The 17,647-nt window shown below is 52.9% G+C and carries 12 protein-coding genes and 13 tRNA genes; 21 read left to right on the forward strand and 4 right to left on the reverse strand.

Translation table 11 applies throughout. The annotated features are described in order from the left end of the window. Positions 1-13: 13 nt before the first annotated feature. The 19 genes from tolA to nadA all read left to right on the forward strand — a co-directional run bounded on the left by tolA (position 14) and on the right by nadA (position 7,275). On the forward strand, positions 14-940 hold the full coding sequence (gene tolA, locus DB847_RS05370; RefSeq protein WP_159084412.1) for a cell envelope integrity protein TolA: 927 nt from the start codon (positions 14-16) through the stop codon (positions 938-940). An 80-nt stretch (positions 941-1,020) separates the two neighbouring features. After that, entirely contained in the window at positions 1,021-2,361 is a 1,341-nt protein-coding gene (gene tolB, locus DB847_RS05375) for a Tol-Pal system beta propeller repeat protein TolB (RefSeq protein ID WP_108649779.1), read from the forward strand. Positions 2,362-2,382: 21 nt separating this feature from the next. Then, the gene (locus DB847_RS05380) at positions 2,383-2,850 is read left to right on the forward strand and encodes an OmpA family protein (RefSeq protein WP_108649780.1); all 468 of its coding nucleotides are present in this window, start codon (positions 2,383-2,385) and stop codon (positions 2,848-2,850) included. Between the two features lie 345 nt (positions 2,851-3,195). Beyond that, positions 3,196-3,726 carry a peptidoglycan-associated lipoprotein Pal gene (gene pal / locus DB847_RS05385; RefSeq protein ID WP_108649781.1) on the forward strand — a complete coding sequence of 177 codons (531 nt, stop codon included), beginning with the start codon at positions 3,196-3,198 and terminating at the stop codon, positions 3,724-3,726. Between the two features lie 16 nt (positions 3,727-3,742). Beyond that, on the forward strand, positions 3,743-4,495 hold the full coding sequence (gene ybgF, locus DB847_RS05390) for a tol-pal system protein YbgF (protein ID WP_108649782.1): 753 nt from the start codon (positions 3,743-3,745) through the stop codon (positions 4,493-4,495). Positions 4,496-4,745: 250 nt separating this feature from the next. Continuing rightward, positions 4,746-4,821 (forward strand) — tRNA-Lys (locus DB847_RS05395). 13 nt (positions 4,822-4,834) lie between these two features. Next, positions 4,835-4,910: transfer RNA gene (locus tag DB847_RS05400), tRNA-Val, on the forward strand. A gap of 51 nt (positions 4,911-4,961) precedes the next feature. Next, a tRNA-Lys gene (locus tag DB847_RS05405) sits at positions 4,962-5,037 on the forward strand. Between the two features lie 13 nt (positions 5,038-5,050). Further along, positions 5,051-5,126, forward strand: a tRNA-Val gene (locus DB847_RS05410). 50 nt (positions 5,127-5,176) lie between these two features. Further along, positions 5,177-5,252, forward strand: a tRNA-Lys gene (locus DB847_RS05415). Positions 5,253-5,265: 13 nt separating this feature from the next. Continuing rightward, positions 5,266-5,341, forward strand: a tRNA-Val gene (locus tag DB847_RS05420). A gap of 50 nt (positions 5,342-5,391) precedes the next feature. Then, a tRNA-Lys gene (locus tag DB847_RS05425) sits at positions 5,392-5,467 on the forward strand. Between the two features lie 13 nt (positions 5,468-5,480). Further along, positions 5,481-5,556 (forward strand) — tRNA-Val (locus tag DB847_RS05430). A gap of 52 nt (positions 5,557-5,608) precedes the next feature. Beyond that, positions 5,609-5,684 (forward strand) — tRNA-Lys (locus tag DB847_RS05435). A gap of 13 nt (positions 5,685-5,697) precedes the next feature. Continuing rightward, positions 5,698-5,773 (forward strand) — tRNA-Val (locus tag DB847_RS05440). 51 nt (positions 5,774-5,824) lie between these two features. Next, a tRNA-Lys gene (locus tag DB847_RS05445) sits at positions 5,825-5,900 on the forward strand. A 13-nt stretch (positions 5,901-5,913) separates the two neighbouring features. Beyond that, positions 5,914-5,989: transfer RNA gene (locus DB847_RS05450), tRNA-Val, on the forward strand. Positions 5,990-6,038: 49 nt separating this feature from the next. Beyond that, a tRNA-Lys gene (locus DB847_RS05455) sits at positions 6,039-6,114 on the forward strand. A gap of 108 nt (positions 6,115-6,222) precedes the next feature. Further along, the gene (gene nadA, locus DB847_RS05460) at positions 6,223-7,275 is read left to right on the forward strand and encodes a quinolinate synthase NadA (RefSeq protein WP_108649783.1); all 1,053 of its coding nucleotides are present in this window, start codon (positions 6,223-6,225) and stop codon (positions 7,273-7,275) included. Positions 7,276-7,384: 109 nt separating this feature from the next. Here the strand turns inward: nadA and DB847_RS05465 are convergent, their stop codons facing one another. From DB847_RS05465 to gap, 4 genes are all read right to left on the reverse strand, one after another. Beyond that, complete coding sequence (locus tag DB847_RS05465; RefSeq protein WP_108649784.1) at positions 7,385-7,837, reverse strand: hypothetical protein; 453 nt, start codon at positions 7,835-7,837, stop codon at positions 7,385-7,387. Between the two features lie 273 nt (positions 7,838-8,110). Continuing rightward, positions 8,111-9,433 carry an alpha/beta fold hydrolase gene (locus DB847_RS05470; RefSeq protein WP_199911735.1) on the reverse strand — a complete coding sequence of 441 codons (1,323 nt, stop codon included), beginning with the start codon at positions 9,431-9,433 and terminating at the stop codon, positions 8,111-8,113. A 933-nt stretch (positions 9,434-10,366) separates the two neighbouring features. After that, on the reverse strand, positions 10,367-11,233 hold the full coding sequence (locus tag DB847_RS05475) for a D-hexose-6-phosphate mutarotase (RefSeq protein WP_407644456.1): 867 nt from the start codon (positions 11,231-11,233) through the stop codon (positions 10,367-10,369). Positions 11,234-11,328: 95 nt separating this feature from the next. Continuing rightward, positions 11,329-12,324 (reverse strand): type I glyceraldehyde-3-phosphate dehydrogenase, encoded by a 996-nt coding sequence (gap, locus tag DB847_RS05480; RefSeq protein ID WP_108649786.1) that lies wholly within the window; start codon positions 12,322-12,324, stop codon positions 11,329-11,331. Between the two features lie 810 nt (positions 12,325-13,134). Here gap and malQ point away from each other — a divergent pair. Together malQ and glgB are read left to right on the forward strand one after the other, a co-directional pair. Further along, on the forward strand, positions 13,135-15,333 hold the full coding sequence (gene malQ / locus DB847_RS05485) for a 4-alpha-glucanotransferase (protein WP_108649787.1): 2,199 nt from the start codon (positions 13,135-13,137) through the stop codon (positions 15,331-15,333). Between the two features lie 132 nt (positions 15,334-15,465). After that, the gene (gene glgB, locus DB847_RS05490; RefSeq protein WP_108649788.1) at positions 15,466-17,643 is read left to right on the forward strand and encodes a 1,4-alpha-glucan branching protein GlgB; all 2,178 of its coding nucleotides are present in this window, start codon (positions 15,466-15,468) and stop codon (positions 17,641-17,643) included. The last annotated feature ends 4 nt before the right edge of the window (positions 17,644-17,647 follow it).

A 17,647-nucleotide genomic window follows, 5' to 3' on the forward strand; every position in this document is an offset into this window, starting at 1 on the left:
TCGAGGAGTTATCTTGAAACGGGGTTTTAAGAAAGCACTGACGCTCTCTATTGTATTGCACCTGGTTTTATTCAGCCTGGTGCTTTTTGGCATCGATATGCAGGCGCCGCCTCGTCCGGCGCCATCTCAGCAAACGCCAATCATTCAGGCAACAGCGGTCAGTCAAAATGCAGTTGAACAGCAGGTTCAGCGACTAGAACAACAAAAACGAGCCCAGCAGCAAGCGGAGCAGGACAGACTGCGCCGATTGCAGCAGCAGGCCGATGCAGCCAAGCGCCAGCGCGCCGAAGAGCAGCAACGGATCAAGAAGCTTGAGGCAGAGCGTAAGCAGAAGCAGGCGGCAGCCCGTAAGGCGGCGCAGCAGGCCAAGCAACAGGAGCTACAGCGGCAGAAGGCATTAGCTGCGGCGAAGAAGGCCGAGGCGCTCAAGCAGAAGCAGCAGGCGGAAGCGCGGGCGGCCAAGCAGGCGGCTGAAAAGGCGCAGCAGCAGGCTAAGGCGGCAGAGGCGGCGGCTAAGAAAGCGGCCGAAGCCAGACGCCAGGCGGAGCTTAAGCGTCAGCAGCAGCTTGAGAAACAGAAGCAGCAGCGTGAGTTGCAAAAGCAGATCGCGGAGCAGATGGCGGCCGATCAGAAGCGTCGTGATGCGGCTCGGCAAAAGCAGGTAGTTTCTGAGGTGGCTCGCTATACGGCTCTTATCAAGAGTGCAATCGAGAATCGCTGGCGGACGGACCCAAGTATGGCGGGTAAGCAGTGCGTGCTGACTTTGAATTTGGCACCGAGTGGCCTGGTGGTTTCTGTGAGTCAGGGGCAGGGCGATCTGCAGGTGTGCCGTACCGCACGCGCAGCTATCTTGCAGCTGGAAACGCTTCCGATATCTAAGGATGCTGATGTTTATCAGAAGATGAAAAATATTCGATTAACACTGACGCCGACCAACTAGGTCGAAATTTGGGGAATATCAGAAGTGGCCGCTTTATCATAAGCGGCTTAGCTTCTTAAGGTAGGACGCTGGAAACAACAATGAAAATATTTACACGAATCATCATATTGATGGGCTTAGTCGCCGCCTCTATCTCACCTGCTTATGCCGTGTTAGATATCACCATCACCCAGGGGATCAACAGTGCCCGGCCGATCGCTGTGGTGCCTTTCCAGTGGCAGGGGACCGGGGCCCAGCCGCAGACCAATGTCTCCGACGTGGTGGCATCGGATCTGCAACGCAGCGGTAAATTTAATCCTATCGATCCCAAATCGATGCCGCAGCAACCGACCGCAGCCAATCAAATTCAGTTTGCCAGCTGGTCGGCGATGGGGGTTGAGGCGATCGTGGTGGGAACCATAGAGCCTGTGCCGGGCGATCAGTACAAGGTCAGCTTCCAGCTGGTTGATGTGCTCAAGGGGCAGCTCGCCAGCAGTGAGGGGCCAACCGTGGGCTCACCGGCTTATGTGCTGGATAGTCGCAGTGCGGTGGTCCCGGCCAGTAAGCTTCGCGAGTATGCGCATCGGATCTCGGATGTGGTCTATCAGCATCTGACCGGTCAGCGTGGTGCCTTCCTGACTCGCATCGCTTATGTCGCGGTGGACAGTGACAGTAAGTATCCCTATCAGCTCAGGGTCTCGGACTATGATGGCTATAACGAAAAGGTACTGCTGCGCTCTAAAGAGCCGCTGATGTCACCGAGCTGGTCGCCCGATGGCAGCCGTCTGGCCTATGTCAGCTTTGAGAATCAAAAGTCGGAGATCTTCATTCAGAACATCTATACCCAGAAGCGCACCAAGCTGACCTCATTCCCTGGAATCAACGGTGCACCACGCTGGTCACCGGATGGTAAGCAGATGGCGATGGTGCTATCGAAGGATGGTCAGCCCAACGTCTACGTGATGAATCTGGCCACTCATCACCTCACTCAGATCACCCATGGTGGCAATATTAACACCGAGCCAGCCTGGAGTCCGGATAGTAAATCTATGGTGTTTACCTCCAACCGGGGTGGCAGTCCGCAGATTTATCAGGTAAACCTTAATAGTGGGGACATAAAACGTGTGAGTTGGGAGGGAGACAAAAACCAGGAAGCAGTTTATACCAAAGATGGTAAGGGATTGGTGCTGATCACCCAGATAAAGGGACGTTACCATATCGCTCGTGAAGATCTGAAAACTTACAATATGCAGATCCTGACGGGGGCCACTTTGGATCAGTCGGCTAGCGTGGCGCCGAATAACAGTATGATCATCTACAGTGCTGTGTATCAGGGACGACGCGTGCTGGCCTTGGTGTCGATGGATGGCCGCTTTAAGGCGGTGCTCCCGGCCAACCAGGGGGATGTTCAGGCTCCGGCCTGGTCACCATACTTGAACTAGCTGTAATCAAAGGTGGGTCTTATGCGTGTTGAACAGTGCATCAAAAGAGGGCTTATCACCCTGTCGTTATTGATGCTGGCTGCTTGTAGCTCAACGCCCAGTGATTCAATGGCGTCAGCGGATCAGGGCAAGCAGATGCCCTGGCCTCTGCAAAAGGAAAATACGGTTCACTTTGATACGGACAAATCGGTTATTTTGCCTAAGGCTAAGCCTAGGCTGGATGCGATTGCCTGTTATCTCAGAGGGCACCCGGATGCAACCGTGGTGATCGATGGTAATGCAGATGAGCGAGGCAGTAATGCTTATAATCTGGCCCTGGGAGAGCGCAGGGCACGCTCGGTAGCGGACTACCTGATGTCTGAAGGGGTTCCCGGAGATCAGCTATGGTATTCAAGCTGGGGAGAATCCAAGCCCGCCGATGCTGCGAGTAACCACAAGGCTTATGCCAAGAACCGTCGTGCATTGACCCTGCACCTTAAATTTGATTAAAGGTTAAACCAACCCGATAGTGACGCCGCGCTGGTTGATGCGGGAACTATCGGGTTTTTTGTTTGCCTGAATAACAAGGCGTTATGGGTGAGCTGAGACCTGCGGCTGCAACCCGTGGTCGATGCAGGTCACACTATTGACATTAAACTTCCCCATAACTCTTTTTTGTTGTCCTGTCAGGGTATTGCTTCTTATGGCAAAACCCATGATGATTATGGATGCTATTTTTACGGGCGATGTTTGTCGCCTCTGATGCCGGGAGCTGCAGCTTTAATTTGGCTTCGGTATGTCAGGGAAATCTGCTGACACAGATCGCATTTAATAACGAGTACAAAGGTGAGACTTATGCGTTTAAAACAGTGCATCAAGGGTATTGGTATCGCTCTGCCGCTTCTGGCATTGGCAGCTTGTAGTTCGACCCCTGGTGGTGATTCTGCGGCTTCAGGAGCAGCAGGTAGTGCAGGTAAAGATGGTTCTACAGTTCAGACGGCTTCAGCAGACCACATGCTGACGCCTCAGGAGAAGATGGCGCAGCAGCTCCAGCAGCTGCACAAGGAGAACACCATCTACTTCAAGTTTGATAACTCAGTAATCACCAAGCAGTACGTTTCACTGCTGCAAGCTCATGCCAGCTATCTGCTTGCTCACCCATCGGTGAAGGTGGTGATTGAGGGCAACACAGATGAGCGTGGTACTCCTGAGTACAACATCGCACTGGGTGAGCGCCGTGGTAATGCTGTGAAAGCCTACCTGGAGACCCTGGGTGTGCCAGCGGCTCAGCTGTCTGTGGTTAGCTATGGTGAAGAGAAGCCTGCTGATCCCGGACATACTGCTGCTGCCTACGCCAAGAACCGCCGTGCGGTTTTGGTCTATTAAGCAAGGAGCCCTGTAAGTGAAAAAGTTCGATAGTCGCATCTGCGTCTTGCTCGCGGGGCTGCTATCGAGCTCTGTGTTTGCTGCAGCCCCGGTGAGTAGTGCCGGGGATAGCCAGAGTCTCAGTCAGCAGGTGGCGATACTCAAGCGAATGACAGAATCACAGAGCTCGGTTCAGCTGCAGAGCCAGCAGCAGCTGCAGGCGATGCAAAATGATATCAACCAGCTGCGCGGACAACTGGAGGTACAGAATCATCGTATCGATCAGATGTTGTCTCGTCAGCGAGAGATCTATCAAACCCTGGATCAGCTTCAAAGTAAGGCTGGCGGCGCGACCAGCAGCTCGGTGAGTGCAACCGAAGCGGCAACATCGCAGCCCTCGGGGCCTGTGGTCTCAGCCGATGAGAATCAGGCCTATGAGCATGCCATCGATCTGGTTCTCAAAGATAAGAAGTATGATCAGGCTATTCCGGCATTTCGGGACTTTATCAAGCGTTATCCCAAGTCGGGTTATGTACCAAACGCTTACTACTGGCTAGGGCAGCTGTTGTTTAGTCAGTCCCAGTATCCGGATGCAGCTAAAGAGTTTCAGGCTCTGGTGGATGGCTATAAGAGCTCAACCAAGCGTCCGGATGCACTGCTCAAGTTGGGCGTGATTGCTCAAATGCAGGGTAAATCCAAGGATGCCAAGATTTTTTATCAGCAATTGATCAAAGAGTATCCCGATAACTCCTCGGCATTTTTGGCGAAAGATAGGCTCAAGCAGCTCTGAAAATAGCCAAATTGCTGTTTTGTGATGGCGGTCATGGCTCAAAATGGCTGATAAATGATTGGGTTGCTTGATATCTGGCCGATCGCATCGAAAATCTAATTTTTTTATTGCGTCTTGTTGGTAAATCCGTATCATAGGCCGCCGTCAGCCACGGTAACCCCGGGCAGGAAACGAGGCGCTCTCCGGAGCCCTGTTTCAAAGAATTCAATGGCTCATGGCGCATCCCATTGCCGTGAGACTACAGATTTGTGGGTCGTTAGCTCAGTCGGTAGAGCAGTTGGCTTTTAACCAATTGGTCGAAGGTTCGAATCCTTCACGACCCACCACGTTTTATAGCGTGGGCGATTAGCTCAGTTGGGAGAGCACCTCCCTTACAAGGAGGGGGTCACTGGTTCGAGCCCAGTATCGCCCACCAATTTTACAACGTTTTATGGCGCATCCCATTGCCGTGAGACTACAGATTAGTGGGTCGTTAGCTCAGTCGGTAGAGCAGTTGGCTTTTAACCAATTGGTCGAAGGTTCGAATCCTTCACGACCCACCACGCTTTATAGCGTGGGCGATTAGCTCAGTTGGGAGAGCACCTCCCTTACAAGGAGGGGGTCACTGGTTCGAGCCCAGTATCGCCCACCAATTTACAACGTTTCATGGCGCATCCCATTGCCGTGAGACTACAGATTTGTGGGTCGTTAGCTCAGTCGGTAGAGCAGTTGGCTTTTAACCAATTGGTCGAAGGTTCGAATCCTTCACGACCCACCACGCTTTATAGCGTGGGCGATTAGCTCAGTTGGGAGAGCACCTCCCTTACAAGGAGGGGGTCACTGGTTCGAGCCCAGTATCGCCCACCAATTTACAACGTTTTATGGCGCATCCCATTGCCGTGAGACTACAGATTTGTGGGTCGTTAGCTCAGTCGGTAGAGCAGTTGGCTTTTAACCAATTGGTCGAAGGTTCGAATCCTTCACGACCCACCACGCTTTATAGCGTGGGCGATTAGCTCAGTTGGGAGAGCACCTCCCTTACAAGGAGGGGGTCACTGGTTCGAGCCCAGTATCGCCCACCAATTTTACAACGTTTTATGGCGCATCCCATTGCCGTGAGACTACAGATTTAGTGGGTCGTTAGCTCAGTCGGTAGAGCAGTTGGCTTTTAACCAATTGGTCGAAGGTTCGAATCCTTCACGACCCACCACGCTTTATAGCGTGGGCGATTAGCTCAGTTGGGAGAGCACCTCCCTTACAAGGAGGGGGTCACTGGTTCGAGCCCAGTATCGCCCACCAATTTTACAACGTTTTATGGCGCATCCCATTGCCGTGAGACTACAGATTAGTGGGTCGTTAGCTCAGTCGGTAGAGCAGTTGGCTTTTAACCAATTGGTCGAAGGTTCGAATCCTTCACGACCCACCACGCTTTATAGCGTGGGCGATTAGCTCAGTTGGGAGAGCACCTCCCTTACAAGGAGGGGGTCACTGGTTCGAGCCCAGTATCGCCCACCAATCTTCAATGTTTTATGGCCAGCGATTGCCGTGAAACCTCCAGATTTACGGGTCGTTAGCTCAGTCGGTAGAGCAGTTGGCTTTTAACCAATTGGTCGAAGGTTCGAATCCTTCACGACCCACCACTTCGAAATACTCCCAATCCCTGGTGAAACTGCTCCCAAGATTTGTTTTCACGCCCGACAAGGCTATAATTCGCCGAGTTTTATTTTTTGCTTTAGGATTAAGCTTCTATGATTCAAGCCCCGGATATTTCCTGGAGTTATACGCTCCCCGAGCCCTGTGCGCCCCTTTCAGCCGAGCAAACCGAGTCTTATCGTGCCCGGATCAAGGCGCTGCTCAAGGAGAAGAATGCGGTACTGGTGGCCCACTACTACACGGATCCTGAGATCCAGGCCCTTGCCGAGGAGACCGGCGGCTATGTGGCCGATTCTCTGGAGATGGCAAGGCTAGGGCGAGACCATCCCGCCTCTACTCTGGTGGTGGCCGGGGTGCGCTTCATGGGAGAGACCGCTAAGATCTTAAGCCCGGAGAAGCGGGTGGTTATGCCGGCGCTGGATGCCGAGTGCTCTTTGGATCTGAGCTGTCCGGTGGATGAGTTTTCCGATTTTTGCGATCAGCATCCGGATCACACCGTGGTGGTGTATGCCAACACCTCGGCGGCGGTGAAGGCGCGGGCCGACTGGGTAGTGACCTCAAGTATTGCTCTTGAGATCGTTGATCATCTGGAGTCCGAAGGGCAGAAGATCATCTGGGGACCGGATATTCACCTGGGCCGTTACATCCAGCAGCAGACCGGCGCCGAGATGGTACTGTGGCGTGGCCGCTGTATTGTCCACGATGAGTTTAAGGCATCGGCGATCGCCGAGCTGCGTAAGCAGTATCCCGATTCGGCCCTGCTGGTCCACCCTGAGTCTCCCGAAGATGTGGTGGCGATGGCGGATGCGGTGGGCTCAACCAGTCAGCTGATCAAGGCGGCGAGCGAGTTGCCTAATAAGCAGCTGATCATCGCCACCGAGCGCGGGATCTTCTACAAGATCCAGCAGCTTTGCCCCGATAAGGAGCTGATGGCGGCACCGACCGGTGGCACAGGCGCGACCTGTCAGAGCTGTGCGCATTGTCCCTGGATGGGGATGAACAGCCTGCAGCGGATCTGTGAGGCTCTGGAGTCGGGAGATAGCTCTCACGAGATCGAGGTGGATGCCGAGATCCGTGAAAAGGCGCTGGTGCCTTTGAACCGGATGCTGGACTTTTCTGCGAGCCTGAAGGCCCAGGGTAAAATCTAAACACCCTGCCACCTAACCTGATGCAGTGGCGGCTCGCCACTGCATGCTGACGACCCAAGTCCTGCTAGCTGGCTCAGTCTCGAACGCCCTGGCAGATTTCAGCTCTCTACTACTTTCGGGCCGAGAGCCCCGGCTGCTGCTCCTCTGGCAGGGGAGCCCTGGTTGCGATCTTGAGTTGCTGCTCGCACCAATCGATTGCCAGCTCCGGGGTGTCAAAATATTGGACAGTAAGATCCCGGGTGGCGTTGTCTGTGACCTTCCTGGTCAGATATTTTTCCAGGGCGGAGTTGATGATAAGCCCCATATAGCGAAGGTTATAATCTTTGGATAGGTAGAAAGACATCTGCTGCCAATTCTCCAACACCTCCGGGGTACACAGCTCCCAGTCGCGCATATCACTTACCGCGGCCCAGGGGGAGCCCATCAGTTCGGGCAACAGCTCCCTGATTTCCTCTTCATATTTCAGCGCGGTCTGCTGGTTCCAGGCACCCCCAATCCTTATGATGAGTAGCTGTCCTATGGGGTCAATAGAGTAATAGCCATGTTCGTGAAAGGAGCTCATCGAGTCTACTCATACGCAGAGATCAAACAGTGCGACTAAGTATAGTCGAGATATTTAATTCGGCCAGTTTTTGAACATTGCGTTCGCTATCCCTGGTCAATTTCAGGATCTTTGTGGGTCGCTGTTGCGCTGTACCTGTTTGGTGATTGTTCCATTGGCTTTATCCATGGAGACAATGCTCTCACCCCAAACTGTCGGGGATACGACGCGATCTAAGGTTGTTTTTATTCAGGGCCCGATGCTTATATTTCGGGCCCTGAGTGGCGTTACTTTTTACAGCTTATCGAAAGGGATACCACAGAAGCGCTGCGGCGTGGTAGCAACCGCAATCAGATCGCGAATGAAGTGCGTGGTCTCCACGCTCCAGATATCGTTGTGATCATCAATCAGGCTGGTGTCCACCTCGACATTCAGGTAGGGGTTAAGGGCGGTACTACGCCCAAGCGAAATGAGCTTACTCTCACCAAGATCCAAAGTGCCACCAATGGATTGGGCGCCCCAGGCCATCTGCAGATCCTGGATCTGGAAGCCAGCCCCGTGATCCTTACCATCGGACACGGCCGCCAGGCGATGGGTGAGGTAGGGCTTAAAGTGGCCAACCGTGGTGCGCTCGGCGCTCTTAGCGTCAATTTTCAGAGGCTGCTCACCGGATTTGCCATCGGCGGTGCAGTAGTAGCTATCCTGATTGAGCTCTTTGACCATGCTCTTAGAGAACAGCTGACCAAAGGGGAAGGCGTACTTAGTGGCCCAGTCTCCCTCCGAGGTGATGATCGCAAGCTTTGGCAGCTGACTATTTTTATAGGGGCGGCAGTCGGTCTGGGAGAGTTTATACAGCTCTGAATAGCGGATCGCCTCAAAGGCGGGGTTGATCAGCACCACCAGATTGCCGAAGCCATCGACATTGCCCTTGCTCTGGCGAGTTTGCTTATAGCGCTCAAGTAGCACCTGCTCCAGTGAACTGTACACCAGGGCCCCGCCAAAGCTATGACCTATCACCACCAGGCGGCTGTCGGAGCCTGTCTTATGGTCGACGATATCCTCAAGCTCGATCAAAAGCCCGGAAACGCCCTGCTCTCCGACCTTGTGAGCTGTATCCTTACGGTTCCAGAAGGTCAGGTTGTTGATGACAGGGATCTCCAGCGCTTCACCACGCCAGCCCACATACAGGCCTAATACCTTCCGAGGCTTACGACTTTGCTGCTTGGCCCCGATGCTTTCCATCTGGGAGACCTGGACCAGCATGTTGCGAAATGAGGAGAGATTGTCGTTATCCGGCTCTGCGGTATTGTGCCAGCCGTGAACAAAGGTGATGAGCATGACATCTTCTTTAGCGATCACCTCTCTGAACTCTTTGAGAACCGCATTTTTTTGAGCGATGGAGTGTAGCTTGCCGCTATCGTCATATTCGATGATCCCCAGCAGGTACTTGCCTTTTTCTTCATGATCACCCATCTGGATAGCGCTATCTGAACAATCACCGTCCTTACTATAGGGGCAGCTTTCGATACTGGAGTGGTGGAGTTGGCTGCTGGTACAGGCGGTTAATAGCAGACTCAGAGCCAGAATGCACAATGTGCGAATGGTTCCATCATTCATGAGAATCACCTCATCCATTCAGTTTGTGTCTGAACAGAACATACTCGCGGGCCCATGCTGCATGATCTGGGTGTGGCTCAGCGTCAGGCTCCCGGTTCCCTGTGATCAAATGGAGCATAAATCGCTCCATTGCTGTTCAAAAGCTTAGGATACCCGGGCGGTTTTTTCAGTAATGCAGGGTGTTTTTTAGCCAGAAGGAGGGGGCAGGGGCTGGAATAGTTCTTGTATGTTGTTCTGATAGCAGCCGAATGAGTCTGAATGTTGACCGGAGAAGATAAAATAACGCTAGTGCTTGTCACGGAACTGTAACAATTAGTCGCTAGACTGGAGTTGAAAGCTGAAGTGAGAGCACCCTGTCCACGTATAAGGAGAGAGCCATGACCCAGCAATCTGAAAGAAACCGCCTGCGTGAAGCGATTGGTGCGCTGATCGGGGTCCTGTTTATCATAGGGGCCGGAGTCGCATTGATCCACCTCATCTAGGCTGTGCTGATGTTGAAGATATAAGGCTGGCAACATCCACAGCGACAGATGTAGTTAACTGCTATCACCCATAGTGTGTTACTTTGCAACTTGTGAAAGCAGCCATTTCGTAGGAGGTACCCGTCCGGGTGCCTTTTTTATGCTCTGAAGGCAGCCGCAATAACGTCTCTCAACGTCTTGTGTCACGCCAGCTTCACAGTTTCTTTTTACTCTTCACTGAGCCCTGGGATTATGTCTCAGATCTGTTGCTCATATAAAGGTGTACTGATTCCAGGTCACCAAACTTCTGTCGCCAGGATGCGGCAGCAGAGGCTCCATGGACGGATACACAGTGTTGGTGATACGTGAAATCAGATATCAACAACAGATGTGAAACACGAGCAGCTCTCGCTCGAATTCACGGCTCAAGCCGGGGTTGGGGGTTACATCATCCCATGCAACCCCGGCAATGTTAACAGATGGTCAGCGATAGACAGTGTTCTTCACCGGGTGAAACCGTGACCCCTTCGGCAGCGGTGATCGCCGTCTCGGCGCACAGCATGCTCTGGTAGCCATTATCCGGCATATCAGTGAAGGCCTTGGCCCCCTCAATCCAGGGGTTCCACACCACAATGGAGTCATGATTACCGCTCAGGATCTTCAGGTTGCGATCCCTGTCTTTTAATATCACCTCTGTTTCAGGCTCAAGATAGATGCGATCGACCGGCCCTGCAAAGCTGAAGTCGCCCTGTTGGGTCCCATCACTTTGAGTCAGTGAGTCGTAATAACGGGGGCCCAGCCCCTTGAGCGACGCATTTTCCGGCGCGCTGATATTGAAGTAGCTGTGCATGGCACCGCTGTAGACCAGCGGGGTATCCCCCGAGTTGACGCTGGTCAGGATAAGCTTGAGCTCGTCGCCGACCAGGATATCCAGTTGTAGCTCAAAGGGCTGATCCCACAGGGCCCGGGTCAGTGGATTATCGCAAAGGGAGAGGTGAACCAGGGTACCATCGGGATGCTCACTGACACCATCGAGTTGCCAGTTGTGGTTACGGGCAAAGCCGTGGGATTGCTTGTCGCTGCCAACACGCTTGGGGGCCGGACCAAACCAGGGCCAGCAGATGGGGATCCCGCCGCGGATCGGGCGCTTGCCATCAAACTGAGCTGTCTGTGACATCCAGATGATTGCTGGCTCATTATGTCGCTGGTAATGGCACAGGTGGCCGCCAAACAGTGAGATGGTGGCCGTTGCTTTGGGGTTGTCGATGACCACAAACTCAAGATTCTCTGAGTTACGCTTAAGCTGGGTGTACTGAGTCAGGGAGCGGCTAGGGGTCAGTTGTAGAAGCTCTTGCATCTGTATCTCTCATTTTCCGTATGGGATCAAAAAAGGCGGCCTAAAGCCGCCTTTTCAACAGGGTTAATCTGAGCTCATTACTTAGAGATGTGAGCGACCAGATCCAGAACCTTGTTGGAGTAACCGATTTCGTTGTCGTACCAGGATACAACTTTAACGAACTTGTCGGTCAGTGCGATACCAGCCTTGGCATCGAATACAGAAGTCTGTACTTCGCCGTTGAAGTCAGTAGAAACAACCTGATCTTCGGTGTAGCCCAGAACGCCCTTGAACTCAGCGCCGGAAGCACGCTTCATTTCGGCACAGATCTCTTCGTAAGTTGCAGCAGACTTCAGGTTAACAGTCAGGTCAACAACAGATACGTTTGCAGTTGGTACGCGGAACGCCATACCAGTCAGCTTACCGTTCAGCTCAGGGATTACCTTACCAACAGCCTTAGCAGCACCGGTAGAAGATGGGATGATGTTCTGAGAAGCACCACGACCGCCACGCCAGTCTTTCATAGAAGGACCGTCAACAGTCTTCTGAGTTGCAGTAGTTGCGTGAACAGTAGTCATCAGACCGCTCTCGATGCCCCACTTGTCGTTCAGGACCTTAGCGATAGGTGCCAGACAGTTAGTGGTACAAGAAGCGTTAGAAACGATGTCCTGACCTGCATACTCAGCGTGGTTAACACCCATGACGAACATAGGAGTCGCGTCCTTAGAAGGACCAGTCAGAACTACTTTCTTAGCGCCAGCCTGGATGTGCTTACGCGCGGTCTCGTCAGTCAGGAAGATACCGGTTGCTTCAGCAACGACATCAACACCTGCCTCGTTCCACTTCAGGCTTGCAGGGTCACGCTCTGCAGTCACGCGAACAGTTTTACCGTTCACGATCAGGTTACCGCCTTCAACTTCCACAGTACCATTGAAACGGCCGTGAGTTGAATCGTACTTCAGCATGTAAGCCATGTAATCAACGTCGATCAGATCGTTGATTGCAACAACCTCGATGTCGTTACGCTCACACGCAGCACGGAATACAAAACGACCGATACGGCCAAAGCCGTTGATACCTACTTTAATTGTCATATCTAACCCAACCTTGTCAGTTCAACAAATTTGAATTCTTTCTAATCATCCATAAACGTCGGCGAAGAGTCAGTCTAGGCGACGCGATTTGTGCTAAATCTTACTCCAAAAATTATTAAAGTACATCCCTAATTCTTGACTGAGGGTGTACGAGAAGATTCGGACACAAAATAACAGGCTTTGTTTGTATAGTTTTTAGGCATGCCTGTAAAGAGTGTTCTGTTTGTTTTTTGAACGAGTCTGTTGTGGGAAATTGAGTCGTTGGGCTCAAACCTGCTATCGGCTTGGGTTTTACCCTTGCAAAACAACAGATTGTGTTTTTGAGAATATTTTTGTTTAAGGCTGATGCAGAGTTATTTTAGTTGGAATTGAATTGGTGTTTTTTTAATCGTCGTGGGTTTGTATCCCAGGGTAACAAATTATCAGGGGATTGTTAGCTTCCCGGGTTTAAATCATCACTTAAGCTTCAGCGGCAATCTCTTTTGTCATTTGTAAGCCTTTTGAGCCGATAAATCGAGGCTTGTTGTTTGTTGAATGCTGACCCAGAGGGTTTCATCTGGTAAAGTGGCAGCCTGTTAAGATCACCCTGATTCGGATAGTGCTATTCACTGAACCGACGATGGCTATCATGACGCTGGCTTAATATTGTTGCTCTGGGGGCGTGACTGTCGAAAACTCAGGCAAGGATATAAAATTACAGTGAAATCAAGATGGCACCGAGCTGGTGATGCCTCATCAGCGAATCGCCAAGCCAATCGTTTGTATTGGATTGATGTCAGGGAAAGGGACCACTGTCGATGGGAATCAGCTATGACAGCCGATATGAGAGAGTTAGCGAAAGCTAAGGGAATTGCAGACGAATTTATCGATGCCTGGGGTGAGCTCGCCAGTATCACGGATGCCAGCAAACAGACCATGCTGGCGGCGATGGGATACAGGGTCGATGAGCCTGAAGAGCTGGCGGGGCAACTAGCTCAGGAGAGTCAGCTATTCTGGACACAGCCCCTGGAGCCGGTTCAGATCCTGACCGAAGGGGAGCAGGAGCTTCAGCTTGAGATCAAACGGCCAATCGCCGTGATCGATCGCCCACTGCGCTGGCGCCTTGAGCCGGAGCAGGGGAAGATCAAACAGGGGGCCCTGAAGCTGACCGACGGCGATCTCATCGGAGTCGGTGAGGTGAATGAGCTGGAATATCAATGCTGGCGTCTGCCGCTTTCGATCGGTCAGCTGCCACTTGGTTACCACCAGTTTGAGCTGTTTGATGACAGTGAGATGCTGGCCGAAATGTCGCTGATTGTGACTCCCGCCCAGTGTTATAAGCCCGAGGTGATGACCTCCGGACAGAAGGTCTGGGGGGTGAGTGTCCAGCTCTATTGTCTGCGCAGTGAGCGCAACTGGGGGATCGGTGACTTTACCGACCTTGCCTATCTGGTTGAGCAGATCGCGCAACGCGGCGGTCAGTTTGTTGGCCTCAATCCTATCCACGCCCTCTATCCCGCAAATCCCGAAGCAGCCAGCCCCTACAGCCCATCATCACGACGCTGGCTTAATATCGCTTATATCGATGTCGAAGCGATTCCTGAGCTTTCTCACAATAAGCATCTCAAGGGACTGCTTGCCGAGGATGAATTCCAGCAGAAGTTGGAGCAACTCAGATCTTCTGAGTGGGTAGACTACAAAGAGGTAACCCAAGCTAAGCTGGAGTTTCTGCGCAAGATCTTTGATGAGGCGCACCTTGGGGAGCGGACGGCGCGCGGGCGCAAATTTGCCAAGTTCATCGAGGCTGGTGGCGAGAGTCTGTTAGAGCAGGCTTGCTATGATGCGATGCAGGCCTGGTTCTATAGCAAGGGGATGAAAGCCTGGGGCTGGAGTGTTTGGCCCGATGAGTATAACGAGTACCATAAGCCAGCGGTGCAGCAATGGATCAAGCAGCATGAGCGGGATGTTCGTTTCTACCTCTACCTGCAGTGGCTAGCCTCCGAGCAGCTTGAGGCGGTCGAGCAGCTTGCCCGGGACAAGGGGATGCTGATCGGCCTGTATCGGGATCTGGCGGTGGGTGTCTCCGAAGGGGGCACAGAGATCTGGGCCAACAGCGCTCTCTACTGTCCGAAAGCCAGCGCCGGGGCCCCGCCGGATGTACTGGGTCCCCTGGGTCAGAACTGGGGTCTCCCCCCGATGAACCCAAGCGAGCTTTACCAGAGTGCTTACCAGCCGATGGTTGAGCTGTTCCGCTCTAATATGCAGGCCTGTGGCGCACTGCGTATCGATCACATTATGGGATTGCTGCGTCTGTGGTGGGTTGCCGCCGGCGAGTGCGCCAAGACCGGTGCCTATGTTTACTATCCGGTTGAGGATCTGTTGGCAATCCTGGCCCTTGAGTCTCATCGCAACCAGTGCCTGGTGATCGGTGAGGATCTGGGGACGGTTCCCGATGAGATCCGGACCATGCTCAGAGAGCACGGAGTATACTCCTACCGGGTGTTCCTGTTTGAGCGGGCAAAAGATGGTGGTTTCTATTCACCGAAACACTATCCGGAGCAGGCGATGGCGGTTCTCACCACCCATGATATGGCAACCCTTGAGGGCTTCTGGAATTGTGAAGATCTTGAGCTTGGACGCAAACTTGGGATCTATCCCGATCCCGAGCAGTTGCAGCAGCTCTATGATTCACGGCATCAGTCGAAACAAAGGATCCTCGACAGTATGCTGGGCCATGGTACTCTGCCTGAATCGGTCTCCGCCGATGTGAGCTGGTGTCCTATGACTCAGGAGCTCAATCATGGAATGCAGAAGCATCTGGCTCTGTGTAGCTCGGCGCTGCTGAGCTTCCAGCTGGAGGATTGGCTGGAGATGGATCAGCCGGTGAATGTGCCGGGAACCAGTGATGAGTACCCGAATTGGCGGCGCAAGCTGACTCGAAACCTGAGTGAGCTGTTTGCCAATCCGAAAATAGACCAACTTACGGCGGATCTGACACGAATTCGCCGTGAGGTGAGCAAGAAGGATTAAAGGATTCGTGATCTTTCTCGCATAAAAGTGTAAAAAGGGAGAGCACCGGGGAATGTCTCGGTGCTTTTTGTTGTTATGAAAGCTGACTGAGGTCAGTGTTTGGATCTTGTATTAGAGGCAAAGGATTCGTCGATGTTATTGCAAAATTTGGCGCACGCTCGTTGTGGCAATCCGTTTGAACATCTGGGTTTGAAGTTCAATGCACAGGGAACCGGGCTGGAGTTGACTGCCTGGATGCCGAGTGCTCAGGCAATTACGGTCAAGGATTTGAAGACAGGCAAAGCCCTGTGTGAGATGACTCGGGAAGATGAAAAAGGATTATTTACCGCATCCTTCCCACGCCGCCAGAAGCTGTTCAGCTACTTCTTCACCGTTCAGTATGATCAGGCAAAGGTCGATGTGATCGACCCTTATCAGTTCCATGATACAGCTTATGCAGGACTCGCTGAGCTGACTCATGCTCCGGAAAATATCTACCATACTCTGGGTGCCCAACTGACCGAGGTTGAGGTCGACGGCAAGATTGTCCAGGGGGTTCGCTTTGCAGTGTATGCACCAAGTGCGACCGCTGTTAGTGTCGTGGGGGATTTCAACTACTGGGATGGCACTCGTCAGCCGATGCAGCGCAGCCTGTGCGGACACTGGGTTCTGTTTGTCCCCGGGGTTGGCGAGGGGATGCGATATAAGTTTGAGCTTAAAGATCCAATGGGGAACCGTCTGCCCCACAAGACGGATCCGGTCGGCTTCCAGATTGAGCAGTTCCCATCTCACTCCAGTACCGTCTACGATCACCGCCGCTATGAGTGGAACGATCAGCAGTGGATCGAAAGCCAGCGTAACAACAAGCTTGAGCAGCCTATGTCTATCTATGAGCTGCACATGGGCTCCTGGCGCCGTCATGGCGATGGATCGCCTCTGAGCTATCGTGAGCTGGTCAATGAGCTGATCCCTTATATTCTGGAGATGGGCTATACCCACATCGAGCTGCTTCCGGTCTCTGAACATCCGTTCAGTGGCTCCTGGGGCTACCAGCCGGTTGGGATGTTTGCATCCACCACCCGCTTTGGCAATGCCGATGACTTCAAGTTCTTCGTCGATCAGTGTCACCAACAGGGTATCGGGGTGATCGTCGACTGGGTTCCGGCACACTTCCCATCCGATGAGCATGGTTTGGCACGCTTCGATGGCACGCCTCTGTATGAGTATGAGGATCCGCGTCGTGGCTGGCATCCGGACTGGAACTCCTTTATCTATGACTTTGGTCGTAACCATGTTCGCCAGTTCCTGGTAGCCAGTGCCCTCTACTGGTTGGAGTACTTCCATGTCGACGGGATCCGGGTGGATGCAGTCGCTTCCATGTTGTATCTGGATTACTCACGCAACGAGGGTGAGTGGGTACCGAATGTTGATGGTGGCAACCTCAACTATGAGGCGGTAAGCCTTATCAAGTGGTTCAACGAAGAGATCTATGCCAAGTACCCTCATGCGATGACCATCGCCGAGGAGTCGACCGCATTCCCGGGTGTTTCCAAGCCGACCTATGCAGGCGGCTTAGGGTTTGGTTTCAAATGGAACATGGGTTGGATGCATGACAGCCTGACCTATATGAGCAAGGATCCCTGCTATCGCAAATATCATCACAATGAGATGACCTTTGCGATGATCTACAACTATGACGAGAACTTCGTGCTGCCTCTGTCCCACGATGAGGTGGTCCATGGTAAGGGCTCGCTGCTGGATAAGATGCCTGGGGATGAGTGGCAACAGGTGGCTAACCTGCGTGCCTATACCGCCTTCATGTTTGGTTTCCCGGGTAAGAAGCTGAACTTCATGGGTCATGAGATTGCTCAGTCGGCGGAGTGGAACCACGATGACTCGCTGCAGTGGTGGCTGCTTGAGTATGACAAGCATAATGGTCAGCAGAAACTGGTGAAAGATCTGAACCGTCTGTACCGCCAGGAGAGTGCCCTGTGGGAGGCGGATTATCAGCATGATGCCTTTAGCTGGCTGGAGCATTGTGATGCAGAGAGCAGTATCTTTGCCTGGATCCGCCGCAACAAGAGCGGTAGTGAGAGCATTGTGGTACTCAGCCACTTCACACCGGTGCCCCGTAACAATTATCGGATGGGGGTTCCGGGACCCGGACGCTACAAGGTTCTGCTTAACAGTGACAGCCACTATTACTGGGGCAGTAACTATGAAACTGGCGCGGTTGAGTTTGAAGCGGAAGCCAGACCATGGCATGGTCAGGAGTACTCCATTGAGCTGAATGTTCCTCCCCTGGCCACACTGTTTATCAAGCGTATTTAGGGAA

The sequence above is a fragment of the Dongshaea marina genome (genome assembly GCF_003072645.1).
Lineage (GTDB): Bacteria > Pseudomonadota > Gammaproteobacteria > Enterobacterales > Aeromonadaceae > Dongshaea > Dongshaea marina.